Raw genomic sequence first — 19761 nt, forward strand, 5'->3', positions numbered from 1 at the left:
GGTGGACGGACGTGGCGCGGTTCGCCGAACTGGGCATCCCGGCGCTGAACTACGGCCCGGGCGACCCGAACCTGGCACACACCCGGGACGAGTACGTCGAGCTGGCGTTGATCGACGAAGCGGAGCGCGTGCTGCGGTCCTACCTGCTGAGCTAGCACGGCGCCCCTCGCCAGCCCAGGACTCTGCCGCCGTCGAGGTACCCGCCACCGTCTGCCCCGACGGTCCGTACGGGGCCCGTTTGCCGGCCTGCCCGCCTGCGCTGGGACGCGGGGATGCCGGGAGAGGCGTCAACCGGTCGCGCGGGCGGACAGCGGTGCTGGCGGGGTTTCCAGGCATCCGCCGGGCGTGCGTATGGTGCGGGATGTGAGCCCCTCCGCCAATGCTGATCCGCCGAGCGGCGGATCGACGTCCCCGCCGGTGGTCTCCGTGGCCGCGGAAGGCCTGGATGGGGACCGCGCGGACCAGGGAGCCGGCGTGGACCGTTCGGGGGATGCCCCCAAGGTGCCGACGCCCACCAGCCCGGGCCAGGCCGGCCAATCGGGCCAAGCCGAGCAAGTCGAGCAAGCGGGCCGAGCCGAGCAAGCGGGCCGAGCCGGCGGGCTGCCGCCGGAGCAGCGCCGCGGGCCGGTGACCGCGCGAGGTGACCAGGTACAGGCGTCCACCACCGACCAGCGGCTGCTCGGCACCCGCAGCCCCGCTTCGTTCGTCCACAGCGACCCCTGGCGGGTCCTGCGCATCCAGAGCGAATTCGTCGAGGGCTTCGGCCTGTTGGCGGACCTGCCGCCGGCAGTCACCGTGTTCGGCTCGGCGCGAGTGGCCCGGGACGAGCCCGAATACGAGCTCGGGCGTCGGCTCGGGGCCGCGCTGGCCGAGGCGGGCTACGCGGTGATCACCGGTGGCGGCCCGGGCGCGATGGAGGCGGTCAACCGGGGGGCCCGGGAGGCCGGCGGGCTGTCGGTCGGCCTGGGCATCGAGCTGCCGTTCGAGCAGAGCCTCAACGAATGGGTCGATCTCGGCGTCAGCTTCCGGTACTTCTTCGTCCGCAAGACGATGTTCGTGAAGTACGCCGAGGCCTTCGTCATCCTGCCCGGCGGCTTCGGCACGCTGGACGAGCTCTTCGAGGCACTGACCCTGCTGCAGACGGGAAAGGTCACCGGCTTCCCGATTGTGCTGATGGGCACCGGCTACTGGGCTGGCCTGCTGGACTGGCTGCGCTCGACGGTCCTCGGGGCCGCCCGGATCAAGCCCGGCGACCTCGACCTGGTGACCCTCACCGACGACGTCGACGAGGCGGTGGACGTCATCCTGCGGGGCACCGGCCGCAGCGCCGCCGGGGCCGAGGCCGCCGTCGCCGGTAGCGCTGACAGCGCCGCGGATGCCGGTACCGGGACCGGTACCGGTGTCGCGGGCAGTGCCGCGGATGCCGGCATCGGCGACGTGCCCGGGTTCGCCGGAGGCACGGACCACACCGGCCGGCCCCTCGGCACGGAACCGCGGTGAACATCTGCGTCTACTGTTCGTCCTCCGAGCTGATCGACCCCTCCTTCGTCCTGCTGGCGGCGGAGGTCGGCGCGGAGCTGGCACGCCGCGGGCACACCCTGGTGTCCGGTGGCGGCTCGGTGTCCTGCATGGGCGCGGTGGCCAGAGCGGCCCGTGCCGGCGGCGCACACACGATCGGAGTCATCCCCGAGGCGCTGCTCGCGATGGAGGTCGGCGACACCGACTCGGACGAGCTGATCGTCACGGCCACGATGCGTGAGCGTAAGGCGATCATGGATGACCGCGCCGACGGGTTCCTGGCGCTGCCCGGTGGGCTCGGAACCCTGGAGGAGCTGTTCGAGATCTGGGTCGCGGCGCTGCTCGGCCTGCATGACAAGCCGGTCGTCGTGCTGGAGTCCGAGGGCGTGTTCACGCACCTGCGGCTGCTCGTCGACGACCTGGTCGGCCGCGGCTTCGTACGTCCGCTGGCTCGCGACACCCTGATCTGGGCGACGAGCATCACCGAGGCGCTCGACTTCGTCGAGGCGGGCGCGGCCCGCGGGAGCCGGCGGCTGCCAGCCGCGCCAGCTGGCTCGGCAGAGGCCGTGGAGGGCGAGTAGCGGCGGGTCAGACCACCAGCGGTGGGTCAGACCACGCCGCGCCGCGCGATGCGCAGATCGACATCCCCCCGCAGCGCGGAGACCATCCGCAGCGTGCGCCAGGTGGCGATCACCTGGTGCGCGCGGAACACCCGCGCGCCGAGCCAGGCCGCGACCGCGGTCGCCGCGAGGGTCCCCTCCAGCCGCTGGTCCACCGGCGCGTCGAGCACCTCCCCGACGAAGTCCTTGTTGGACATCGCGACCAGGACCGGCCACCCGGTGGCCACCAGCTCCGGCAGCCGGCGGGTGGACTCCAGCGAGTGCCGGCTGTTCTTGCCGAAGTCATGCCCCGGGTCGATGAGCACCGCGTCGGGCCGGACGCCCAGCGAGACGGCTCGTTCGGCCAGCCCGGTGGTCGTGGCGGCGATGTCGGCGACCACGTCGTCGTAGGCGATCCGGTGTGGTCGGGTGCGTGGCGGCAGGTGGCCGGCGTGGGTGCACACCAGCCCGGTGCCGAACTCGGCGGCGACCTCGGCCAGCTCCGGGTCCACGCCGCCCCAGGCATCGTTGAGCAGGTCGGCGCCCTCGCCCGCGACCACCCGCCCGACCTCCGCCCGCCAGGTGTCGACACTGATCACGATGTCGGGGTGGCGGGCCCGTACCGCGGAGACGAAGCCGCCGATGCGGCGCAGCTCCTCGGCGGCGTCGATCTCCTCGCCCGGGGCCGCCTTGACACCGCCGATGTCGATGATCCCGGCGCCACCGTCGACGGCGGTGTCCACGGCGTCGAGTGCCGCGGCCTCGCCGTAGGTCGCGCCGCGGTCGAAGAACGAGTCCGGTGTGCGGTTGACGATCGCCATGATGACGAGCTCGGACGGGCCGAACACCCGCCCGCCGAGCCGCAGCGGCCGGGGGAGGGCCGTATCGCCCGCATCGCTCGGATCGCCCGGGTGCGCTGCGCCGTAGCCGGGTGTCGCCCCGCTGGCAGGCGTCGGACTGCTGGTCGGGGGAGATTCGGCGGCCACCCTGCCCACCCTGCCAGACCGGGCATGGACCCGGCCAGACCGGCCGCGGCCCTCCCGCGCCCGGTTCACGGTCCTTTCGTGGCGCTGCCGTCCGATGGGTGGGCGAATCCGCCGCCCGCTTGCGCGCATGGCACGATCGACCTTGTGGTGCTCGTGGTGGAGGTCCTGCTTGTCGCGACGATCGTTTTCGTCGTGGCCGCACTGTCCGTCGGGCGGTTCGACCGGATGGCGCCGGCCGTACCGGACGGCCCCCATGTCAGCCTGAGCGGCCGTGCGGTCGCCCCCGCCGACGTGGAGGGCCTGCGCTTCGGGATGGCCGTGCGTGGCTACCGGATGGCGGAGGTCGATGCCGTCCTGGCCCGACTCGCCGACGAGATCGCATGGCGGGACGAGGAGATCGCACGCCGGGACGATGAGCTGGTCCGGCTCGCGGAGCTCGCACAGCTCGGTGGACCCGGCGGCGCCGAGCCGGCCAGGTGGACTGAGCCCGCCGAGTGGACTGAGCCCGCCGAGCCCGCGGCGCGCGTCACACCCGTCCTGCCCGCCGGGGACGATGCCCGCGAGCCCGGTGCCCGCGAGGACGATGCCCGCGAGGACGATGCCCGCGAGGACGATGCCCGCGAGGACGATGCCCGCGAGGACGATGCCCGCGAGGACGATGCCCGCCGCAGTGGGGCCAACCAGGGCGACGCCAGCCGGCCCCGACACGTTTGGGGCGAGCCCGACCAGCCCGAAGCCTCTCCGGCCGAGGACGATGTCGATGGGCAACAGTAGTGAAACGCATCGGAGTAACTAGCACAGATGTGCGGAGGTGGCCAGCAGGACATCGAGATCACGGCTCTGCCGTGACCGTTGTGATTCCCCGCTGGGACGTGTTTCGGTTTGCGGGCGGCTCTCCGGGATAATCGTCGTCAGACGCAGGTCCGACGGCAGGAAGAGGTGCACCGATGGCGGCCATGAAGCCGCGGACGGGTGACGGTCCGCTCGAGGTCACCAAGGAGGGGCGTGGCATCGTCATGCGCGTCCCGCTCGAAGGGGGCGGCCGACTCGTCGTCGAACTCACCGCCGACGAGGCGAGTGCGCTGGGAGATGCGCTCAAGATCGCTGTCGGTTAGGCCGGGGGTGGTCACTCACCACTCGTCAGGCCGCTCTTCAGGCGGGCGGGTCCGCGGTGCGGTGAGCGGGGCATGAGCACGGTTGCTGTCGCGCCGACGGCCGACCTCGCGGAGTCGAGGTACCGGGCTCCGCTCGTCCTGGTCACATCCGATGACCACCCGTCGCTCGTATCCGTCGATCAGCCCACGACGGGCCGGGAACCGGCCATCGAGCCGGCTGTCGCCCCGGGTGCGGTGGGTGCGGACTGTGCCGTCCTCGTGGTCGTGGTCGCCTCGGTCGATGGTGCTGTCGTCGTGCCTGACCGTGGTCGCCGCGCCTGCACACGGGTCGGCGTCAACGTTGATCGGCTCATCGAGAACGAGGGTTTTCGGGCTGACGCCGGTGGGTTGTTGACGGTTCCGCTGTCCCGGGCCGAACGTCCCTGGCGGCTGTTCCTGCTCGGCGTGGGCGCCGGTGAGGTCGCGGACTGGCGTTCGGCGGGGGCCATCCTCGCGCGCCGGGCCGGAGCCAAGGGGCGGCCCTTCGTGGTCGCCGATCCGGATGCCGAGCGGGTGTACGCGTTCGTCGAGGGCCACGCGCTGGCCTCCTACCGCCTCGCCGACGTCGTCGCCGGTGCTGTCCCCGACGGGGACCGCGCGGCCGGCGGGAGCGTGGCTGTGCGGGGCGTCGCGCCGTCGCCGGACGGGACCGAGGCACCGGACGGGACCGAGGCACCGGGCGGGCGGGACCAGCCGGCCGGGCAGCAGCAGGACGTCCAGCAGGACAGCGGGCAACAGGACGTGCCAGAGCCACAGCCGGCCACGGCGGACGAGGCGGCGGTCGACCCGCGGGCGGATCGGGTGCTGGTGCTGAGCCTGGAGCAGGCCGGCGACCCGGTGGTCGTGGACGCGGTGCGCCGGGCACGTGTCGTCGCGGACGCGGTCTGCCTGGCCCGCGATCTGATCAACATGCCGAGCCTCGTCAAGACACCGGCCTGGTTGGCTCACCAGGCGAAGCTGGTCGCCACCCAGGCTGGCCTGGACGTCGCGGTGCTCGACCACGACGACCTGGTCCGGGAGGGCTTCGGCGGGCTGGTTGCGGTCGGCGGTGGGTCACCGCGCCCGCCGTTCCTGGTGCGGCTCACCTACGACGGCCCGCCCGGGCCTGAGGGCGTCGAGCCCGGGCATCGGGTGCTGGTCGGCAAGGGGATCACGTTCGACTCGGGTGGGTTGTCGCTCAAGCCGTCGGTCTCCATGGCGAGCATGAAGACGGACATGTCCGGCGCCGCGGCGGTGCTGGGCACGATGGCGGCGTTGCCCGAGCTGGCCGTGCCGGGCAAGGTCACCGGGCTGCTCTGCCTCGCGGAGAACCTCGTCGGCGGGTCCGCGATGCGTCCCGGCGACGTGATCACCTGCTGGGGTGGGACCACGGTCGAGGTGCTCAACACCGATGCGGAAGGGCGCCTCGTCCTGGCCGACGGTCTGGCCTATGCCGCCGCGACGCTGGAGCCCGACCAGATCGTCGACCTCGCCACCCTGACCGGTGCGATCACCGTCGCCCTGGGCCGGCGCACCGCCGGGCTGTTCTCCTCGGACGACACGCTCGCGGCCGAGCTCGCCGCGGCGTCCACCGCCGCGGGGGAGCGCGTGTGGCGGCTGCCGCTGACCGAGGAGTACCGCCCGGCGATCGACTCGCCCGTCGCGGATCTGGCGAACATCGGCCGGGCGATGGAGGTGAACGGCGGCTCGATCACCGCGGCGCTGTTCCTGCGGGAGTTCACCGGCGGTCGCCCCTGGGCGCACCTGGACATCGCCGGCACGGCCCGCGCGGACTCCGACGACGGTGAGATCAGCCGTGGCGGCACCGGCTGGGGCGTCCGCACGCTGATCGCCTACCTGGCCGGGCCGGGGTCAGGCTGAGGGCGGCCGCGTCGTGCTCGGCGAACTGTTCGCCGAGCTCAGCGCGGCAAGCTGTCGCCGCGCCCAGTGCAGGCTGTTCTTCTCCGGCATGACCGCGGGCCAGCCGGCGAGGGCGGCCTCGAGGGCATACCGGTCCGTCGTCGCGAGCACCTCGACCAGCAGTTCCCCTACGTCGACCTGATCGACCCGGAGCTGGTCGAGGTAGCGCGCGAGGATGCCCCCCGGATGCGGCTCGCGGACGATGTAGGCCTCGCCGGTGTCCGCGACCCAGCTCAGCCGGTAGGTGGAGTGCTTGTCGTCCTCGGTGGTCCAGCCATACCCGAAAGCGACCTCTTCGGACGTCTGCCGGCGCGGATCGGCATCGTAGAACTCGCGGATGTTCATGCGGTACGCCTGCCCCCGCGGGCGGTGCCGCACTCCCCGGATCCGGGCCTTCGGGCCCGCCTGTGACGACCGGGAGCGACCCGCTAGGGCGACCCGCCGTCGATCCTCCCGAGGGCGGCCTGATAGCCCGCCGCCATCGTCTCGGTGAGGATCAGTGACAGCCGTAGCACGATCCGGCCCTGCACGAACGTGTACTCGGCGGCTGGGTCGCCGCCGGCGGAGGGCGCGCTCAGTGCCGCACCCCGGGCCTGGGCGGCCTCCGGGGCGTGGAAGACCTCGATGGCGCCACCCCGCTCGATCGCGTCAGCCGGCGCGCCCGCGATCTCGCTGGCGCTGACCCGGGTGTCGGTGAACGCGATCCGGCTGATGTAGCCGCCCGGGCGGCCCAGGAGGGCGCCAGGGTCGTTCTGCGCGGTGTAGACGACGGTGGTCCGCAGTGGCAGCCCGCTGTTCGCAAGCATGATCGCGACCTGTTCGGCGGTCGGGCCGGTCACCTGACCGGGTGAGCCCGCTGCCGGATCGGTCTGGCTCGGGTCGGTCGGGCTTGCCGTCGGAGTGCCGGCGGTGGCTGCCGCGGACGGGACCGCGCCGCCGGCCGGCCCGCCCGTGGTGATCCTGTTCAGGACGTAGCCGGCGCCGCCGGCGAGCACGGCGATGCCCAGGAGGAAGGCGACCCAGCCCAGCCAGTTCTCGCCCGGCTCCCGCGGTGGAGGTGACGCCGGTGGCCGGGCCCGGTCGGAACCGGGGAATCCTCCGGTGCCCGGATAGGCCGGCCGGCTGGCTGCCCAGTTGCGGGACCCGTCGTCGCCGGTAACCGGCGCCGGCCGGCCCGAACGGCTCGCATGCCCGGGTCCGCCCCCGGCCCCGGGCCCCGGCTCCCGGCCCGGCGCCGGCGTCGGATCGTCGGCGTAGTCGGCTCCACCGGGATGCCTCCCGCCGGAGCGCGCGGCCGGGTCGGTGAAACGGCCTCGGTCGCGCGTTTCCGCCCAGCCGGCGCCTTCGTGGTAGCCGGGTCGGGTGCCACGGGTGCCACGGGTGCTCGAGGCCGAGGCCTGCGGACCCGGGAACTGGTCGGACCGGGCGGCGGAGCGAGCGATGGGACCGGACCGATCGGAGTAGCCGGAGTGTTCGGGCCACTCGGGGTAGCCGGAGTGGTCGGCGTGGTCAGGCCACTCGGGGTAGCCGGAACGGGACGGCCCGCCGAACCCGTCGGGGTCGCCATCGCGGCTGTAGCCGTCGTCGAAACGACGACGATCCACCTGACCGCGCACCTCTGCTCACTCCCGGCTCGACGCTGTCGTCCGACCTGTGTCGACCGTCGCGGGCCCGACCTGGATCGGACGCCGCGACGGATCGTACGGGCGGACAAAATGTTCGCCCCGGCACAGAAGAGCCTAAACCGTAACCCGGTTCGAACGCTCCGCGCGCGAGCCGCCCGCTTGCCGGTTCAGGTGGCTCGGCTGGTTCGGGTGGTTCAGCCGACCGGTGACGACTTCGCGACGACCGCCACCAGCAGCCCATCCCCGGTCGTGAGGAGCATCTGGGTGAGCCGCGCGTCGTCCCGGACGGCGGTGGCCAGCTCGCGCACGGCGATGACGTCCGGGCTGCGGGCCGAGGGGTCCGTCGTCTGGCCCCCGGCGAGCACCCCGGCGAACGCCACGACGCCGCCAGGCCGCAGCAACCGCAGCGCCTGCGTGAGGTACTCGGTGCTCTCCCGCCGGTCGGCGTCGCAGAACACCAGGTCGTAGGCGCCGTCGGTGAGTCGGGGGAGCACCTCCAGGGCGCGCCCGGTGATCAGCCGACTGCGCCCAGGTGCCATCCCGGCGTCGGCGTAGATCCGGCGGGCCAGCCGCAGGTGTTCCGCCTCGACGTCGATGGTGGTCAGGGTTCCGTCCGGTCGCATCCCACGGAGCAGCCAGGTCCCGGATACCCCGGTACCGGTGCCGATCTCGACGACCGCACGGGCACCCACGGAGGCGGCGAGGAAACGAAGCACCGCTCCGGCACCGGGGCTGACGGGGACGATCCCGACTTCCTCGGCGCGAGCGCGGGCAGCACGAAGAACGGGGTCTTCCAGGAGGAAGCCCTCGGCGTAGGCGACGGCAGATTCCCGTGCCGCGATGTCGATGTCCGGCATGACATCCGCAGCCTACGGGAACGGGAGACGAGACAGGAACGTTCGTCTTGGCAGTGCGCCCGTGTCGACTGGGTCGAGGGGAGAAAAATCGGTGTCCGCAGCGGGATTCGCCGCTCCCTGGCCGGCGCGTCGGGTACGTTCGTCGCGAACCGACCGAGAGGCGGCTGTGGCGGCGGAGGAGCTCGGGGCGGGTTCGGCCGTCCAGGGCGCGGCCGCCGCTCCAGAAATCAGTGCTTGGGTCCCCCCGTCCTGGGAGGACGTGGTTCGCGAGCATGGCACCCGGGTGTACCGGCTTGCCTATCGCCTGACCGGCAACGCCCACGACGCCGAGGACCTCACGCAGGACGTCTTCGTCCGGGTCTTCCGTTCCCTGGCTGACTACACGCCTGGCACCTTCGAGGGCTGGCTGCATCGCATCACCACGAACCTGTTCCTGGATCGGATGCGCCGCCAGCAGAAGATCCGGTTCGACGCGCTCCCGGAGGACACCGAGCGGCTGGCCGGTCGGGAGGCGAGCCCGGAGGCGGTCTACGCCGAGAGCCATCTGGACGCGGACGTGGAGGCGGCGCTCGCCGCGCTGCCGCCCGACTTTCGGGCCGCGGTCGTGCTGTGCGACATCGAGCAGCTCTCATACGAGGAGATCGCGCAGACCCTCGGGGTCAAGCTGGGCACCGTGCGCAGTCGGATCTCCCGCGGGCGGGCGATGCTGCGGGCGGCTCTCGCCGACCGGGCCCCGCGGGCGGCGATGGCCGCCGAAGGTCCCGAGGGCGCTCCGCTGACCGCGGCTGCCGGTCCGGCTTCCGCACCGGCGCCTTCCGCCGCCGACCTGGGCGGCTGGGAGCGCAACGTCGCCGAGCCGGAGCCGGCTGGGCGTGGCGAGGGGTCGTTCGCCGACGGTGTCACCGAGCCGGAGCGGTCGGGCCGGCGCGGTCGCCGGAGCGAGCGTCGCCGTGGTCCGGTGAGCAGTACCGTCGGTGCCGAGGGCGGTGCTCCTCGGGAGCGGCGGGCGTGAGCAGTCACCTGGGCGTGCTTGTCACCCCCCTGGTCGACGGGCAGCTCGGTCATGACGACCGTGACCGAGCCCTGGCACATCTCACCCGGTGTCCCGCATGCCAGGCTGAGGTTGCCGAGCAGCGATTCCTCAAAGCCCGGCTGGTCGGGCTGGCCGAGCCTTCCCTGCCGAGCGGGCTGGCCGCGAACCTGCTCGGCCTGGGCGCGCGTGAGTACCAGGCCGCGCTGCGGGCCACCCCGGCGTCCTCGGCCCCGCAGCCGTTGATGGGCGCGGCGAGCGGCTTCGTCGCGGTGCGTCCCGTTGTGCGCAGGCCGGCCGCGGAGCTCACCGTGGCTGGCTCTCGACCGGGTGGCCTGGCACGGGCGCCGCGTCCGTTCCGGCCCGCCGGCCCGTTCGCGGGCGGCGGCGTGAGCCTTGCGCGGCCGGCGGCGGGGGCCGGGCGGCCGCCGGGTGGTGCGCGTGGGCGGGCCGCCTGGTCCGTGCCGGGTGGAGCGCTCTGGGTGGCTGCCGGTGGAGCGACGAGGGTCGCGGGCCCTTCGGCTCGGCGTCCCGCGCCGCACCCACGATCGAGCAACCGGAGCCGTATGCGCCGCACCCTTGTCGGCTCGGCGGCCGTGATGCTGCTCGCGGTCAGTGGTTCGGCGCTCGCGGACGCGGGTGCGGTCGCCCGCCCCTCCGACCTGCCGGCGATACCCGCACCGACCAGCGCGGCGGCGATTCCGGCCAATGCCCCGGCGATCAACATGATGCGTCCGAGCCCGATGATCGCCACGGTCTCGTTCCCGCGGCCCTGACCGGGCCGGTGCGCCGGCGGCGCTCCGCGCGGCCGCCGAACGCGTGAACCGATCTCGATCCGCCGTTCACTGATCATTTGATGGCCCGATCGGGCTAGCTCAAATGTCGACGAATCTTCATTTTCCCCAATGAATGCGGCAGGTGGCCGCCACCGGGTGCATGAACGCCCCGCTTCCCTCACGATGAGTTACCGCGCTGGGGGGCGCGGAGGGAATTCATGCCCGCTGACCTTCCTGTGCCTGTCTGACACCCTTTACCGTGTTGTCCGCCTGGTTGGCCGGATCGTGCCTCGGCCCGCAGGAAGCCCGCGGTCTTCAGCGTGGCGCTCGGGCACTTCGGGGAGGGCATGTGGACAGCACCGGCGACGACCAGACCACAGATGCCCGTCCTGGCGTGGGATCGTCACGGGGCGCTCCGGTGGTCCGGCCGCCGCGGCTGCGTCCACCCGCGGCCGAGGGCACCGCTCCGTCACCGGGCGGCGCCGACCGTCCCGTCCCGACGGCGCTGCCGCTACACGGGCCTGAACGCCGTCCGGCCGGCTCCGCACCGGCGGCCGACAAGCGTCCAGCGACCGATCAGCGTCCAGCCACGGATCAGCGTCCAGGCGCCGATCAGCGTCCAGGCGCCGATCAGCGTGCAGGCGCGGATCGGCGTCCAGCGGTGGGCGAGCGCGCAGCGGCGCGGCAGGATGCGTCCGCGTCCACGTCCGCGGCGGCGTCCACGCCCGCGTCAGCCGCCGCTCCGGCCGCGAATCGCGCCGCGGCCGCAGCGCGCCCGGTCACCGCCCGGGTCCGGCCTGGCCGGCGGGATGATCCTTTCCCCCCGGCGGCGCGGACTCCACCGGTGACTCCGGCCGCGGCGGCTCGCGTCAGGTCCGCGGAGACCTCGGCCCGCGGGCCCGCGGAGACAGCAGTCGGCGAGCCTGTGGATGCTCCGGCTGACCGGCCGGCGGATGCCCCGCAGGGCAGGTCCGCGGCCGCTCCGGGCGCCGAGACGACGGATGCTCCGGCCGCCAGGGCCGCCGATGCGTCGACGGCCAGGGCTGCCCGGACCCCGGCGGCGGAGACGGCATCCGGGTCGGGGGGCGGGCCGAGCCAGCCCAGACCAGGGCACGAGAGCCGTGCCAAACCGGTCCACCGACCGCCGTTCGTCGAACCGGTGCGCCCGCCGTCGCAGGCCGGGGGAGGTTCGCCCGCCACGCGTGAGGCGACGACGCCGGCCAGTCGCACGGATCGGGCCGATCGCACGGATCGGGCCGATCGCACGGATCGGGCGGATCGGGCGGCTGAGGGGACGAACGGGACCGGCGGCGCCGGCGGTACCCCGCCGAAGAGGCCTGCCAGCAGTGCTCCGGCAGCGCCGGAGAAGAACCCCGTCGCTCGCCCGGGCGCGCCGACGGCGTCTCCTGAGGGTCGCGAACGGCGGCCCGGCCCGTCCCGTGGCCTGTTCGAAAGCGCACGCGGCGACTGGTCCGCGCCGCCTTCGTCGCCCGCGCGGCCGACCGGCGTGGGGCCGGCTGCCGCTCCGCGCGATGCGGGGGAGGCACGGCCGGCAGCGAGACTCTCGCCCGGCGGACCCGGCCGAGACGGCACCTCCCCTGAGGCGACGCGAAAGCCGTCTCGTGAGGCGACGAACAACACGACACGGGAGGGCACCGCCCGGACCGTGTCCGCCGCGGACGTGCGCTCCCGGGCGGACACGACCCCTCGGCCGGACACGACGTCACGGGCGGACACGACGTCACGGGCCGACATGACGTCACGGGCCGACACCGGGCGCGCCCGTGGCGATCGCCCGGATGAGCTGCCCAGGGAGTCGGGACGGACGTCGGGTGACTGGTCGGGTGCGGGGCGGCCCGCGCAGACGACTGCCACCCGGGCGCCGAGCCGGCCGTCAGCCGACCCGTTCATGGATCTGGTGTCCCAACGACGCCCGCCGCGCCCGACCTCACCGCCTCCGTCGGAGCTGACGGGGGCCGCCCCGCCCGGCAGATCGGGTACGGCCGGAACGCCCGGCGCGCCGGGTGACGGCCCGTCCGCCGGCGGCAGAAGGCCAGCGCAGCCGGCGGGGGCGACGGGCGCGGCGCCCGGGTCACTCGACGGGGCGACTGGCGCGGCCGCCCAACACCATCGTGTCCCCGCATCGCGGCCGGTCCACAGCCGTCGGGCACTCGTCATCACCGCCGTGATCGCGGGTCTGCTCGGTGGGGTGGTCGGCGGCGGGACGATCGCCGCGGTGACGGACGAATCGGCGCAGACGTCGGGACCGGCCGCGTCCGCCGAGGCGGCGCCCACGGTCATCGTCCCCGGCTCGGTGGCGGACGTGGTGGCCCGGGTGATGCCGTCGGTGGTGACCATCGATGTGACCACCGGCGAGGAGGGCGGAAACGGTTCGGGGGTGGTCATCCGTTCCGAGGGCTACGTGCTCACGAACAATCACGTGATCGCGCCGGCCGTCGCGGCGGGCGGCCAGATCGTGGTGACGCTGGGCTCCGACGCGGAGCCCAGGCCGGCCGAGGTCGTCGGCCGGGACGTGCGTTCCGACCTCGCCGTGCTGCGGATCCCCGGCGTGACCGGGCTGACGGCGGCGACACTGGGCCGTTCCGGCTCCCTGGTGGTCGGCGCGCCGGTGATCGCGATCGGCGCGCCGTTCGGCCTGTCCGGGACGGTGACGACCGGAATCGTCAGCGCCCTGGACCGCAATCCGAGCGTGCCGGTCGACGGCGGCGGGGCCTCGGTCATCATCGGAGCGATCCAGATCGACGCGGCCATCAACCCCGGGAACTCCGGCGGGCCGTTGCTCGACGCGGCCGGGCAGGTGGTGGGCCTGAACACGGCGATCGCCACCGTGCCCGGGGCGACGACGCAGTCAGGCAGCGTGGGCGTCGGCTTCGCGATCCCGATCGACTACGCGGCCTCGGTCGCCGACGAGATCATCCGTACCGGTCGGGCGACACATCCCTACCTCGGGGTGTCGGCGGCCACCGTCACCGCGGCCGAGGCACGGGCCCGCGGCACCAGACCGGGGGCGATCATCCGTGAGGTCGATTCGACCGGGCCGGCGGCCGCGGCGGGGCTGACCCTGGGGGACATCATCACCCAGGTCGACGGCATGGCCGTTAACAGCACGAACGACATGACGGCGGCGACTCGGCTGCACCGGGTCGGCGAGTCGGTCATCGTCACCTTCTGGCGTGCCGGTGCCGAGCGCACGACGCGGGTGGTACTGCAGGAACAGCCGGGCTGACCACCACTAAGGTGGGGGTAGGAACAGGGCAGGTCGTGGGCCTGGGAGAGGTAACAGGACATCTGTTCGTCATGTCGGAACCCTTCGCCGGCGACGGCAGGGGAGGTACTCTGGCCGAGTGTTCAATGGCGTCGGATGGGGCGAGGTAGCTGTTCTGCTCCTGATCGGGCTTTTCGTCTTCGGGCCCGACCGGTTGCCGAAGGCTGCCCGTGACGCTGGCCGGATGCTGCGTCAGTTCCGCCAGATGGCGAACGGGATGCGCAACGACCTGCGGTCGGAGCTGGGCCCCGAGCTCGCTGATCTGGATATCCGGGATCTGCACCCCAAGACCTTCGTGCGCAAGCATCTCTTCGAGGGCGAAGATGATCCGTTCGGCTACCCGGCCGGCAAGCGGACCATCGATTCGCTGCTCGGCGACGACGATGCGCCCGCCGCACCCTCTCTGACGAAGGATCGGCTGCCGCAGGCCGGCTCCGAGACGTCCCTGACGAAGCCGGCTTCGCGCCCGTCGCTGACCAAGTCGAGCCCGTCCGCGGGGCGTCCGGTCGCCACCGGCACCACTCCCGCCACCGGCACCACTCCCGCCCCCGCCGTGCGCTCCGAGCCTCCCGCCGACTCGGCGCCGTTCGATTCGGACGCCACCTGAGCGACCAGCGGGACCTCGCAACGTCGGAAGCTTCGGTCTCCGCGCCGGAGCCCGCTCCGGGAGCGATTCGTCCGCCGCGAATCGACCTGCACGCCCATTCCACCGCTTCGGATGGCGCGCTCACACCTGATGAGCTGGTCCGGTCCGCCGCGGCAGCCGGTGTGGACGTCCTCGCCCTCACCGACCACGACACAACCGGCGGGCTCGACCGGGCCGCCGCCGCGCTGCCCGCCGGGATGACGTTGCTGCCCGGAGCCGAGATCTCCTGTTCGGTGCAGGTCAGTGGGCGGCGGATCGCACTGCATGTTCTCGCCTACCTGTTCGACCGGGCCGAGCCGCGGTTCGCCGCCGCGCGTGCCCGGCTGCGTGACGACCGGGCGAACCACGCCCGCCGGATGGTGGAGCGGATCGCCGCCGCGGGTCATCCGGTGCGCTGGGAGCGGGTCCAGGAACTGGCCCGCGGCACGGTCGGCCGTCCGCACGTGGCCGCGGCGCTCGTCGACGCGGGCGTCGTGCCCACGGTGGAGGCCGCGTTCACCCGGGAGTGGATCGGCTCCGGTGGGCGGTTCTGGCTCCCGAAACAGCAGCCCGACGTCTGGGAGACGCTGCGGATGATCCGGGCGGCGGGTGGCGTCAGCGTGTTCGCCCACCCGTTCGCCAGCGCCCGTGGCGACACCGTGGGGCCCGAGGTCATCGTGGACATGGCACGGGCCGGGCTGACCGGTGTCGAGGTGGACCATCCCGACCACACCCCGCCGGACCGGGAGCGGCTGCGGGCGCTGGCCGCTGAGCTCGACCTGGTGGCCACCGGGTCGAGTGACTTCCACGGCGCGGGCGACCGCAGGGTTCTCGGGTCGGAGAGCACGTCGCGGGAGTCGTACGAGGCGCTGGTCGCCAGGGCGAGCGGAGCAGCTCCGATCACCGGTTGACCCGATCACCCCGGCGGCCGCTGTTCCAGCACCTCGGTTTCAGTGCCCAGTGCCCAGTGCCCAGTACCTCAGTGCGTGGCGGGCGGGATGTCCGACGTTCCCAGCCGCCCCAGAAGCTCGGCGATGACGTCCTGTTCCTCGGGTGTGAAGTGGTTCAGGACGTGCCGTGCGACCCCCCGCAGATGGGTGCCGGACGCGTCGCGCAGCCGGCTGAACCCCGCGTCGGTGAGGACGGCCAGCGTTCCCCGCGCGTCCGACGGGCAGGACCGCCGCTCCACCAGCCCCTCCCGCTCCATGCGGTCGACCAGCCGGGTCAGCCCGCTGCGGGAGAGCAGCACCTTGTGGGCGAGTTCGCTCATCCGGAGTTGGTGGTCGGGGGCTTCGGAGAGCTGCACCAGCACGTCGTAGAAGGCGAGCGGCAGCTGGTGCGCGGCGTCGAGCTCGGCCTCCAACAGGCGGGTCACGTGGGCGTGTGCCCTCAGCAGCTGCCGCCAGGCCCGCATGCCGCGGGCATCCACGACCTCGCCGGCTCTGGCCACATCGCCGGCTCTGGCCGATTCTCCGGCTCCGGCCACCTCCCCGGCCTTGGCCACGGTCGAGTTGTCCCGCACCACGTCGATCCGCCCCACGCCGATCAGAGTACGACGCGGTGACCCGCTGGGTCCGCGCCGAAGCCCGGCGTGCTATGCCCCCCACCGCCGAGCCGGCCCGAGGGGCCGATGGGCGGCTATCGTGGAACCAGGTCGCGCCCGGTGAGTAACCGGCCCGCGGCCCGCGGCCGTGAAGTCCCAACGGCTGTGCGATCACTTGATGCACGAGCACTGGCACACGAGCACTGGCACACGAGAACCACCCGACAGCGCCGGATCCGGCTGCGTGCCACCGGCGCCCCAGCCCCCGCTTTGCAGCACATCCGCGGTCCCACACGGCCGAGGATGTCGACCCGCGACTGAGGTTTACCTTGTCACCAGCCCTGCCTTCGTCCGACGCCATCCAGTCCGCCCTGGCGACAGTGCTGGACCCGGAGATCGGGCGGTCGATCACCGATCTGGACATGGTGGAATCGGTCCACGTCCGCGACGACGGCTCCGTCGACGTGGGCGTGCTGCTGACCGTCTCCGGCTGCCCGATGCGTGATGAGATCACCTCCCGCGTCAGTCGTGCCGTCAGCGGTGTCGACGGCGTCCGGGACGTCCGGGTGGCGCTCGGAGTCATGACCCCCGAGCAGCGCACGGCCCTGCACGAGAAGGTGCGCGGCGGCGCGGCGCAGCGGGTCATCCCGTTCGCCCAGCCCGGTTCCATGACCCGCGTGTACGGCATCGCCAGCGGCAAGGGCGGGGTCGGCAAGTCGTCGGTCACCGTGAACCTGGCTGCGGCGATGGCCCGCTCGGGGTTGTCCGTCGGTGTCCTCGACGCCGACATCTACGGCCACTCCGTCCCGCGGATGCTCGGCATCGATCGCCCACCGACGCAGGTCGAGAAGATGATTATGCCCCCGCAGGCGCACGGGGTGCGGGTCATCTCCACCGGCATGTTCACCCGTGGGAACGAGCCGGTCACCTGGCGTGGCCCCATGCTGCACCGTGCCCTCGAGCAGTTCCTGTCGGACGTCTTCTGGGGCGACCTCGACGTCCTGCTCCTCGACCTGCCGCCCGGCACCGGTGACATCGCGATCTCACTGGCCCAGCTGGTTCCGACGTCCGAGCTGCTGCTCGTCACCACGCCGCAGCTCGCGGCCACCGAGGTCGCCGAGCGTGCCGGCACGATCGCCGTGCAGACCCACCAGAACGTGGTCGGTGTGGTCGAGAACATGGCCTACATGCCCTGCCCGCACTGCGGCGAGCGGGTGGACGTCTTCGGCGAGGGCGGCGGCGCGGCCGTCGCCGAGCGCCTGACCCGGGTGCTCGGCCACGACGTGCCGCTGCTCGCCCAGATCCCGGTGGACGTCCGGCTGCGCCAGGGCGGCGACGATGGCAAGCCGCTGGTCATCTCCGAACCCGACTCCGAGGCCGGCAAGGCGCTGCGCGCCGTCGCCGAGCGGCTCACCTTCCGCTCCCGCGGCCTGTCCGGCCGTTCGCTGGGCATCAGCCCCGCCGGCCGGGCCTGAGCCGGTCGCGGCCAGCCCGGGCCCACCCCGGGCTGGCCGCGGTCGAGGCCGGGGGCCGGCCGGAGACTTGGCGAGGCGGTTGGCGAACAGTCCCTCCCCGTTCACCCCACTGTGGTGTCATCGGGCCGTGGCGGGTGACAGGGGTTCCTTCGCGGTCGCACGGCCGGGCCGGCGGGCTGTACTGGCAGGTGGTTTCGGCGCTCTGGTCGCCGCCACCGTGGGTGGATGCGGTGGTGGGTCCGGTTCGGCGAGGTCGGCGACGCCGACGATGCGTGCGGCCACACCCATCCCCGGGATCAGCGACGGGGTCTTCTCCCTCGGCGTGGCCAGCGGCGATCCGCTGCCCGACGGGGTGATCCTCTGGACGCGGCTCGCGCCGGAACCGACCTCGGGCGGGGGCATGCCCCTGCGCGACATCGAGGTCGACTGGCAGATCGCCCGCGACGAGAAGTTCGCCGACGTGGTGCGCGGCGGCACCCAGCTGGCAACCGCGTCCTTCGCCCATTCGGTGCATGTCGACGCGCGGGGCCTGGAGCCCGGGCGTGACTACTTCTACCGGTTCCGCGCGGGGGATGTCCTCAGCCCGGTCGGGCGGACACGCACCGCCGCGGCCGCCGGGTCCGCGGGTGGCCAGCTCGCCTTCGCGCTGGCCAGCTGCCAGGACTTGCAGAACGGGTACTGGCCGGCCTTCGACGCGATCGCCGCCGACCACCCGGACTTCGTCCTCCACGTGGGGGACTACATCTACGAGTACGACCCGGACAGTGACTACGCGGACCGCCGCCACACCGCCCCGGAGAAGCCCGGGATCGACCAGCTCCAGACCCTGGCGGACTACCGCAACCGGTACGGGCAGTACAAGTCCGACCCGGCGCTGCAGGCCGCCCACCTGGCCGCGCCCTGGGTGGTCACCTGGGACGACCACGAGACCGAGAACAACTACGCGGGCCTCGTGGACGAGAGCGGCGACACCGGCGACAAGCACCAGGACCAGGCAACCTTCGCCAAGCAGCGGGCGGCGGCCTACCAGGCGTACTACGAGCACATGCCGATCCGGGCCGAGCTCGACCCGGGCTCGCCGGACCTGCGCATCTACCGCCGCCTGAGCTTCGGCGACCTGCTGACCCTCAACGTGCTGGACACCCGCCAGTACCGGACGCCGCAGCCCGGCTCGCCCGCCGACGGCATCGGCGCCGTCAGCCTGGGCCGGGACAACGCGGCCGGCACCATGACCGGTGCGGAGCAGGAGAAGTGGCTCGTCGACGGCCTGCGGGCCTCCCGGTCACGGTGGAACGTCATCGCCCAGCAGACGATGATGGCGCAGCTGCACGGCCAGCTGAACGGCAGCGAGACGCTGACCAACCTGGACCAGGCCGACGGCTATGTGCCGTACCGGACGCGGATCCTCTCGGCGGTGCGGGACAGCAAGGCGGCGAACCCGGTGGTGCTCTCCGGGGACATCCACTGCGCGTGGGTCAACGACCTGCGGGTCGACTTCGACCGGCCGGAGACCCCGGTCATCGCGACCGAGTTCGTGTGCACCTCCATCAGCTCGGGGTTCTTCCTGGTCAGCGAGGACTTCGTCAGGGAGAACAACGCCCGCCTCAACCCCCATGTGCGCTACTTCCGCGGGGACCGACGGGGCTACACCCGGGTCACGGTGACGAACGACGAGTGGCGCTCGGACATGCGGGTCGTCGAGACCATCGAGAAGCGCACCGCCCCGACGTCGACCGACCAGACCTGGGTCGTCGAAGCCGGCAAACCCGGCGCCTCCAGGGCGTAGCCCCGCCTGGCCGGACGTCGACCGCGAGTAGGAGGCCGCCCGGCTCGGCCTCGGGCCGTTCCCTCATGCGGGGCGGTTCCGCTGAACCGCCCCGATCCGTCGCGGGCGGCTCCAGTCGGGCCGCCGCCGCCACGGTCAGGGTCAGGGTTGGGTCGATGTTGTGAGAAATGTCGGTGGTCGGTGTGACGATGCGCGGGTCCGATTGATCGACCACACCCCTGGCCCGGTGATCTTCATGATTGACACTGCTGCTGTTCCTCCTTGCGACACCCTCGCTGCCGATTTCGCTGCTGACACCGCTGGTTCCTCGGTGGATCCCGACGCCGTCCCGATCGGTGAGCTGGAGACCGCGATCTGCCAGTGGGCGGGCCGGATCGCGGCCGCGACCTGTGCCTGGCTGGGCCTGCTCGCCGCGTTCGATCGGCGTTCCGGCTGGTCGGGCATCGGGATGCGGTCCTGCGCCCACTGGTTGTCCTGGCGGTGCGGGCTGAGCCCCCGCACCGCCCGCGATCATCTCGCGACCGCGCACGCCCTCGAACAACTGCCGATGATCCGGGCGGCGTTCACGGCGGGAACACTGTCGTACTCGAAGGTCCGTGCGA

At 73.0% G+C, this 19761-nt stretch carries 17 protein-coding genes and 2 pseudogenes; 14 read left to right on the plus strand and 5 right to left on the minus strand.

The window, feature by feature from the left end:
• From FREUN1FDRAFT_RS44440 to FREUN1FDRAFT_RS31330, 3 genes and pseudogenes are all read left to right on the plus strand, one after another.
• Positions 1-155 (plus strand): annotated as a pseudogene (locus FREUN1FDRAFT_RS44440) (succinyl-diaminopimelate desuccinylase); the annotation flags it as partial.
• 445 nt (positions 156-600) lie between these two features.
• A pseudogene (locus tag FREUN1FDRAFT_RS31325) lies at positions 601-1320 on the plus strand (TIGR00730 family Rossman fold protein); the annotation flags it as partial.
• A gap of 176 nt (positions 1321-1496) precedes the next feature.
• Entirely contained in the window at positions 1497-2099 is a 603-nt protein-coding gene (locus FREUN1FDRAFT_RS31330; protein ID WP_006544343.1) for a TIGR00730 family Rossman fold protein, read from the plus strand.
• A 26-nt stretch (positions 2100-2125) separates the two neighbouring features.
• Here FREUN1FDRAFT_RS31330 and folP read toward each other — a convergent pair whose 3' ends face one another.
• Positions 2126-2938, minus strand: a complete 813-nt coding sequence (folP, locus tag FREUN1FDRAFT_RS31335) for a dihydropteroate synthase (protein ID WP_050796118.1) — start codon at positions 2936-2938, stop codon at positions 2126-2128.
• A 309-nt stretch (positions 2939-3247) separates the two neighbouring features.
• Here folP and FREUN1FDRAFT_RS46970 point away from each other — a divergent pair, with 309 nt between their 5' ends.
• From FREUN1FDRAFT_RS46970 to FREUN1FDRAFT_RS31345, 3 genes are all read left to right on the plus strand, one after another.
• Entirely contained in the window at positions 3248-3877 is a 630-nt protein-coding gene (locus tag FREUN1FDRAFT_RS46970) for a DivIVA domain-containing protein (RefSeq protein WP_050796117.1), read from the plus strand.
• Between the two features lie 173 nt (positions 3878-4050).
• Positions 4051-4218 carry a DUF3117 domain-containing protein gene (locus FREUN1FDRAFT_RS42255; protein WP_006544345.1) on the plus strand — a complete coding sequence of 56 codons (168 nt, stop codon included), beginning with the start codon at positions 4051-4053 and terminating at the stop codon, positions 4216-4218.
• Positions 4219-4290: 72 nt separating this feature from the next.
• A complete protein-coding gene (locus FREUN1FDRAFT_RS31345) occupies positions 4291-6117 on the plus strand; it encodes a M17 family metallopeptidase (RefSeq protein ID WP_006544346.1) in 1827 nt (608 codons plus the stop codon).
• On the opposite strand, the gene FREUN1FDRAFT_RS31350 is transcribed toward FREUN1FDRAFT_RS31345, so the two are convergent.
• The 3 genes from FREUN1FDRAFT_RS31350 to FREUN1FDRAFT_RS31360 all read right to left on the minus strand — a co-directional run bounded on the left by FREUN1FDRAFT_RS31350 (position 6109) and on the right by FREUN1FDRAFT_RS31360 (position 8638).
• Positions 6109-6501: a hypothetical protein gene (locus FREUN1FDRAFT_RS31350; protein ID WP_006544347.1), complete on the minus strand. Its 393-nt coding sequence runs from the start codon at positions 6499-6501 to the stop codon at positions 6109-6111. The two genes, FREUN1FDRAFT_RS31345 and FREUN1FDRAFT_RS31350, sit on opposite strands and share 9 nt — an antisense overlap.
• A gap of 83 nt (positions 6502-6584) precedes the next feature.
• Positions 6585-7760, minus strand: coding sequence for a hypothetical protein (locus tag FREUN1FDRAFT_RS43155; protein ID WP_157475638.1), 1176 nt, complete (start codon positions 7758-7760; stop codon positions 6585-6587).
• Between the two features lie 215 nt (positions 7761-7975).
• On the minus strand, positions 7976-8638 hold the full coding sequence (locus tag FREUN1FDRAFT_RS31360; protein ID WP_006544349.1) for an O-methyltransferase: 663 nt from the start codon (positions 8636-8638) through the stop codon (positions 7976-7978).
• Between the two features lie 166 nt (positions 8639-8804).
• On the opposite strand from FREUN1FDRAFT_RS31360, the gene sigE reads away from it, so the two are divergent.
• The 5 genes from sigE (at position 8805) to FREUN1FDRAFT_RS31390 (ending at position 15266) form a co-directional block, all read left to right on the plus strand.
• A complete protein-coding gene (sigE, locus tag FREUN1FDRAFT_RS31365) occupies positions 8805-9650 on the plus strand; it encodes an RNA polymerase sigma factor SigE (RefSeq protein WP_006544350.1) in 846 nt (281 codons plus the stop codon).
• Positions 9647-10444 carry an anti-sigma factor gene (locus FREUN1FDRAFT_RS47780; protein ID WP_006544351.1) on the plus strand — a complete coding sequence of 266 codons (798 nt, stop codon included), beginning with the start codon at positions 9647-9649 and terminating at the stop codon, positions 10442-10444. The genes sigE and FREUN1FDRAFT_RS47780 overlap by 4 nt, the downstream gene beginning before the upstream one ends.
• A 1666-nt stretch (positions 10445-12110) precedes the next feature.
• Positions 12111-13691, plus strand: coding sequence for a S1C family serine protease (locus FREUN1FDRAFT_RS31380; RefSeq protein ID WP_232295498.1), 1581 nt, complete (start codon positions 12111-12113; stop codon positions 13689-13691).
• A 118-nt stretch (positions 13692-13809) separates the two neighbouring features.
• Complete coding sequence (tatB, locus tag FREUN1FDRAFT_RS31385; RefSeq protein ID WP_006544354.1) at positions 13810-14337, plus strand: Sec-independent protein translocase protein TatB; 528 nt, start codon at positions 13810-13812, stop codon at positions 14335-14337.
• A 65-nt stretch (positions 14338-14402) separates the two neighbouring features.
• The gene (locus FREUN1FDRAFT_RS31390; RefSeq protein ID WP_198144535.1) at positions 14403-15266 is read left to right on the plus strand and encodes a PHP domain-containing protein; all 864 of its coding nucleotides are present in this window, start codon (positions 14403-14405) and stop codon (positions 15264-15266) included.
• Between the two features lie 68 nt (positions 15267-15334).
• Here the strand turns inward: FREUN1FDRAFT_RS31390 and FREUN1FDRAFT_RS31395 are convergent, their stop codons facing one another.
• Positions 15335-15769 (minus strand): MarR family winged helix-turn-helix transcriptional regulator, encoded by a 435-nt coding sequence (locus FREUN1FDRAFT_RS31395; protein WP_193209943.1) that lies wholly within the window; start codon positions 15767-15769, stop codon positions 15335-15337.
• Between the two features lie 458 nt (positions 15770-16227).
• Here FREUN1FDRAFT_RS31395 and FREUN1FDRAFT_RS31400 point away from each other — a divergent pair, with 458 nt between their 5' ends.
• The 3 genes from FREUN1FDRAFT_RS31400 to FREUN1FDRAFT_RS31410 all read left to right on the plus strand — a co-directional run.
• Positions 16228-17373: an Mrp/NBP35 family ATP-binding protein gene (locus FREUN1FDRAFT_RS31400; RefSeq protein WP_006544357.1), complete on the plus strand. Its 1146-nt coding sequence runs from the start codon at positions 16228-16230 to the stop codon at positions 17371-17373.
• A gap of 268 nt (positions 17374-17641) precedes the next feature.
• Positions 17642-19159, plus strand: coding sequence for an alkaline phosphatase (locus FREUN1FDRAFT_RS31405; RefSeq protein WP_006544358.1), 1518 nt, complete (start codon positions 17642-17644; stop codon positions 19157-19159).
• Positions 19160-19394: 235 nt separating this feature from the next.
• On the plus strand, positions 19395-19761 hold a 367-nt coding region (locus FREUN1FDRAFT_RS31410; protein WP_232295500.1), incomplete at its 3' end, for a DUF222 domain-containing protein.

This window comes from Parafrankia sp. EUN1f (assembly GCF_000177675.1).
In the GTDB taxonomy this organism is placed as follows: Bacteria; Actinomycetota; Actinomycetes; order Frankiales; family Frankiaceae; genus Parafrankia.

Bases quoted from the DNA above. Each gene is read 5' to 3' on its own strand.
- FREUN1FDRAFT_RS31350 (WP_006544347.1), bottom strand. From the start codon at position 6,501: ATGAACATCCGCGAGTTCTACGATGCCGATCCGCGCCGGCAGACGTCC.
- folP (WP_050796118.1), bottom strand. From the start codon at position 2,938: ATGGCGATCGTCAACCGCACACCGGACTCGTTCTTCGACCGCGGCGCG.
- FREUN1FDRAFT_RS31395 (WP_193209943.1), bottom strand. From the start codon at position 15,769: ATGCGGGCCTGGCGGCAGCTGCTGAGGGCACACGCCCACGTGACCCGC.
- FREUN1FDRAFT_RS31360 (WP_006544349.1), bottom strand. From the start codon at position 8,638: ATGCCGGACATCGACATCGCGGCACGGGAATCTGCCGTCGCCTACGCC.
- FREUN1FDRAFT_RS31345 (WP_006544346.1), top strand. From the start codon at position 4,291: ATGAGCACGGTTGCTGTCGCGCCGACGGCCGACCTCGCGGAGTCGAGG.
- FREUN1FDRAFT_RS31405 (WP_006544358.1), top strand. From the start codon at position 17,642: ATGCGTGCGGCCACACCCATCCCCGGGATCAGCGACGGGGTCTTCTCC.
- FREUN1FDRAFT_RS42255 (WP_006544345.1), top strand. From the start codon at position 4,051: ATGGCGGCCATGAAGCCGCGGACGGGTGACGGTCCGCTCGAGGTCACC.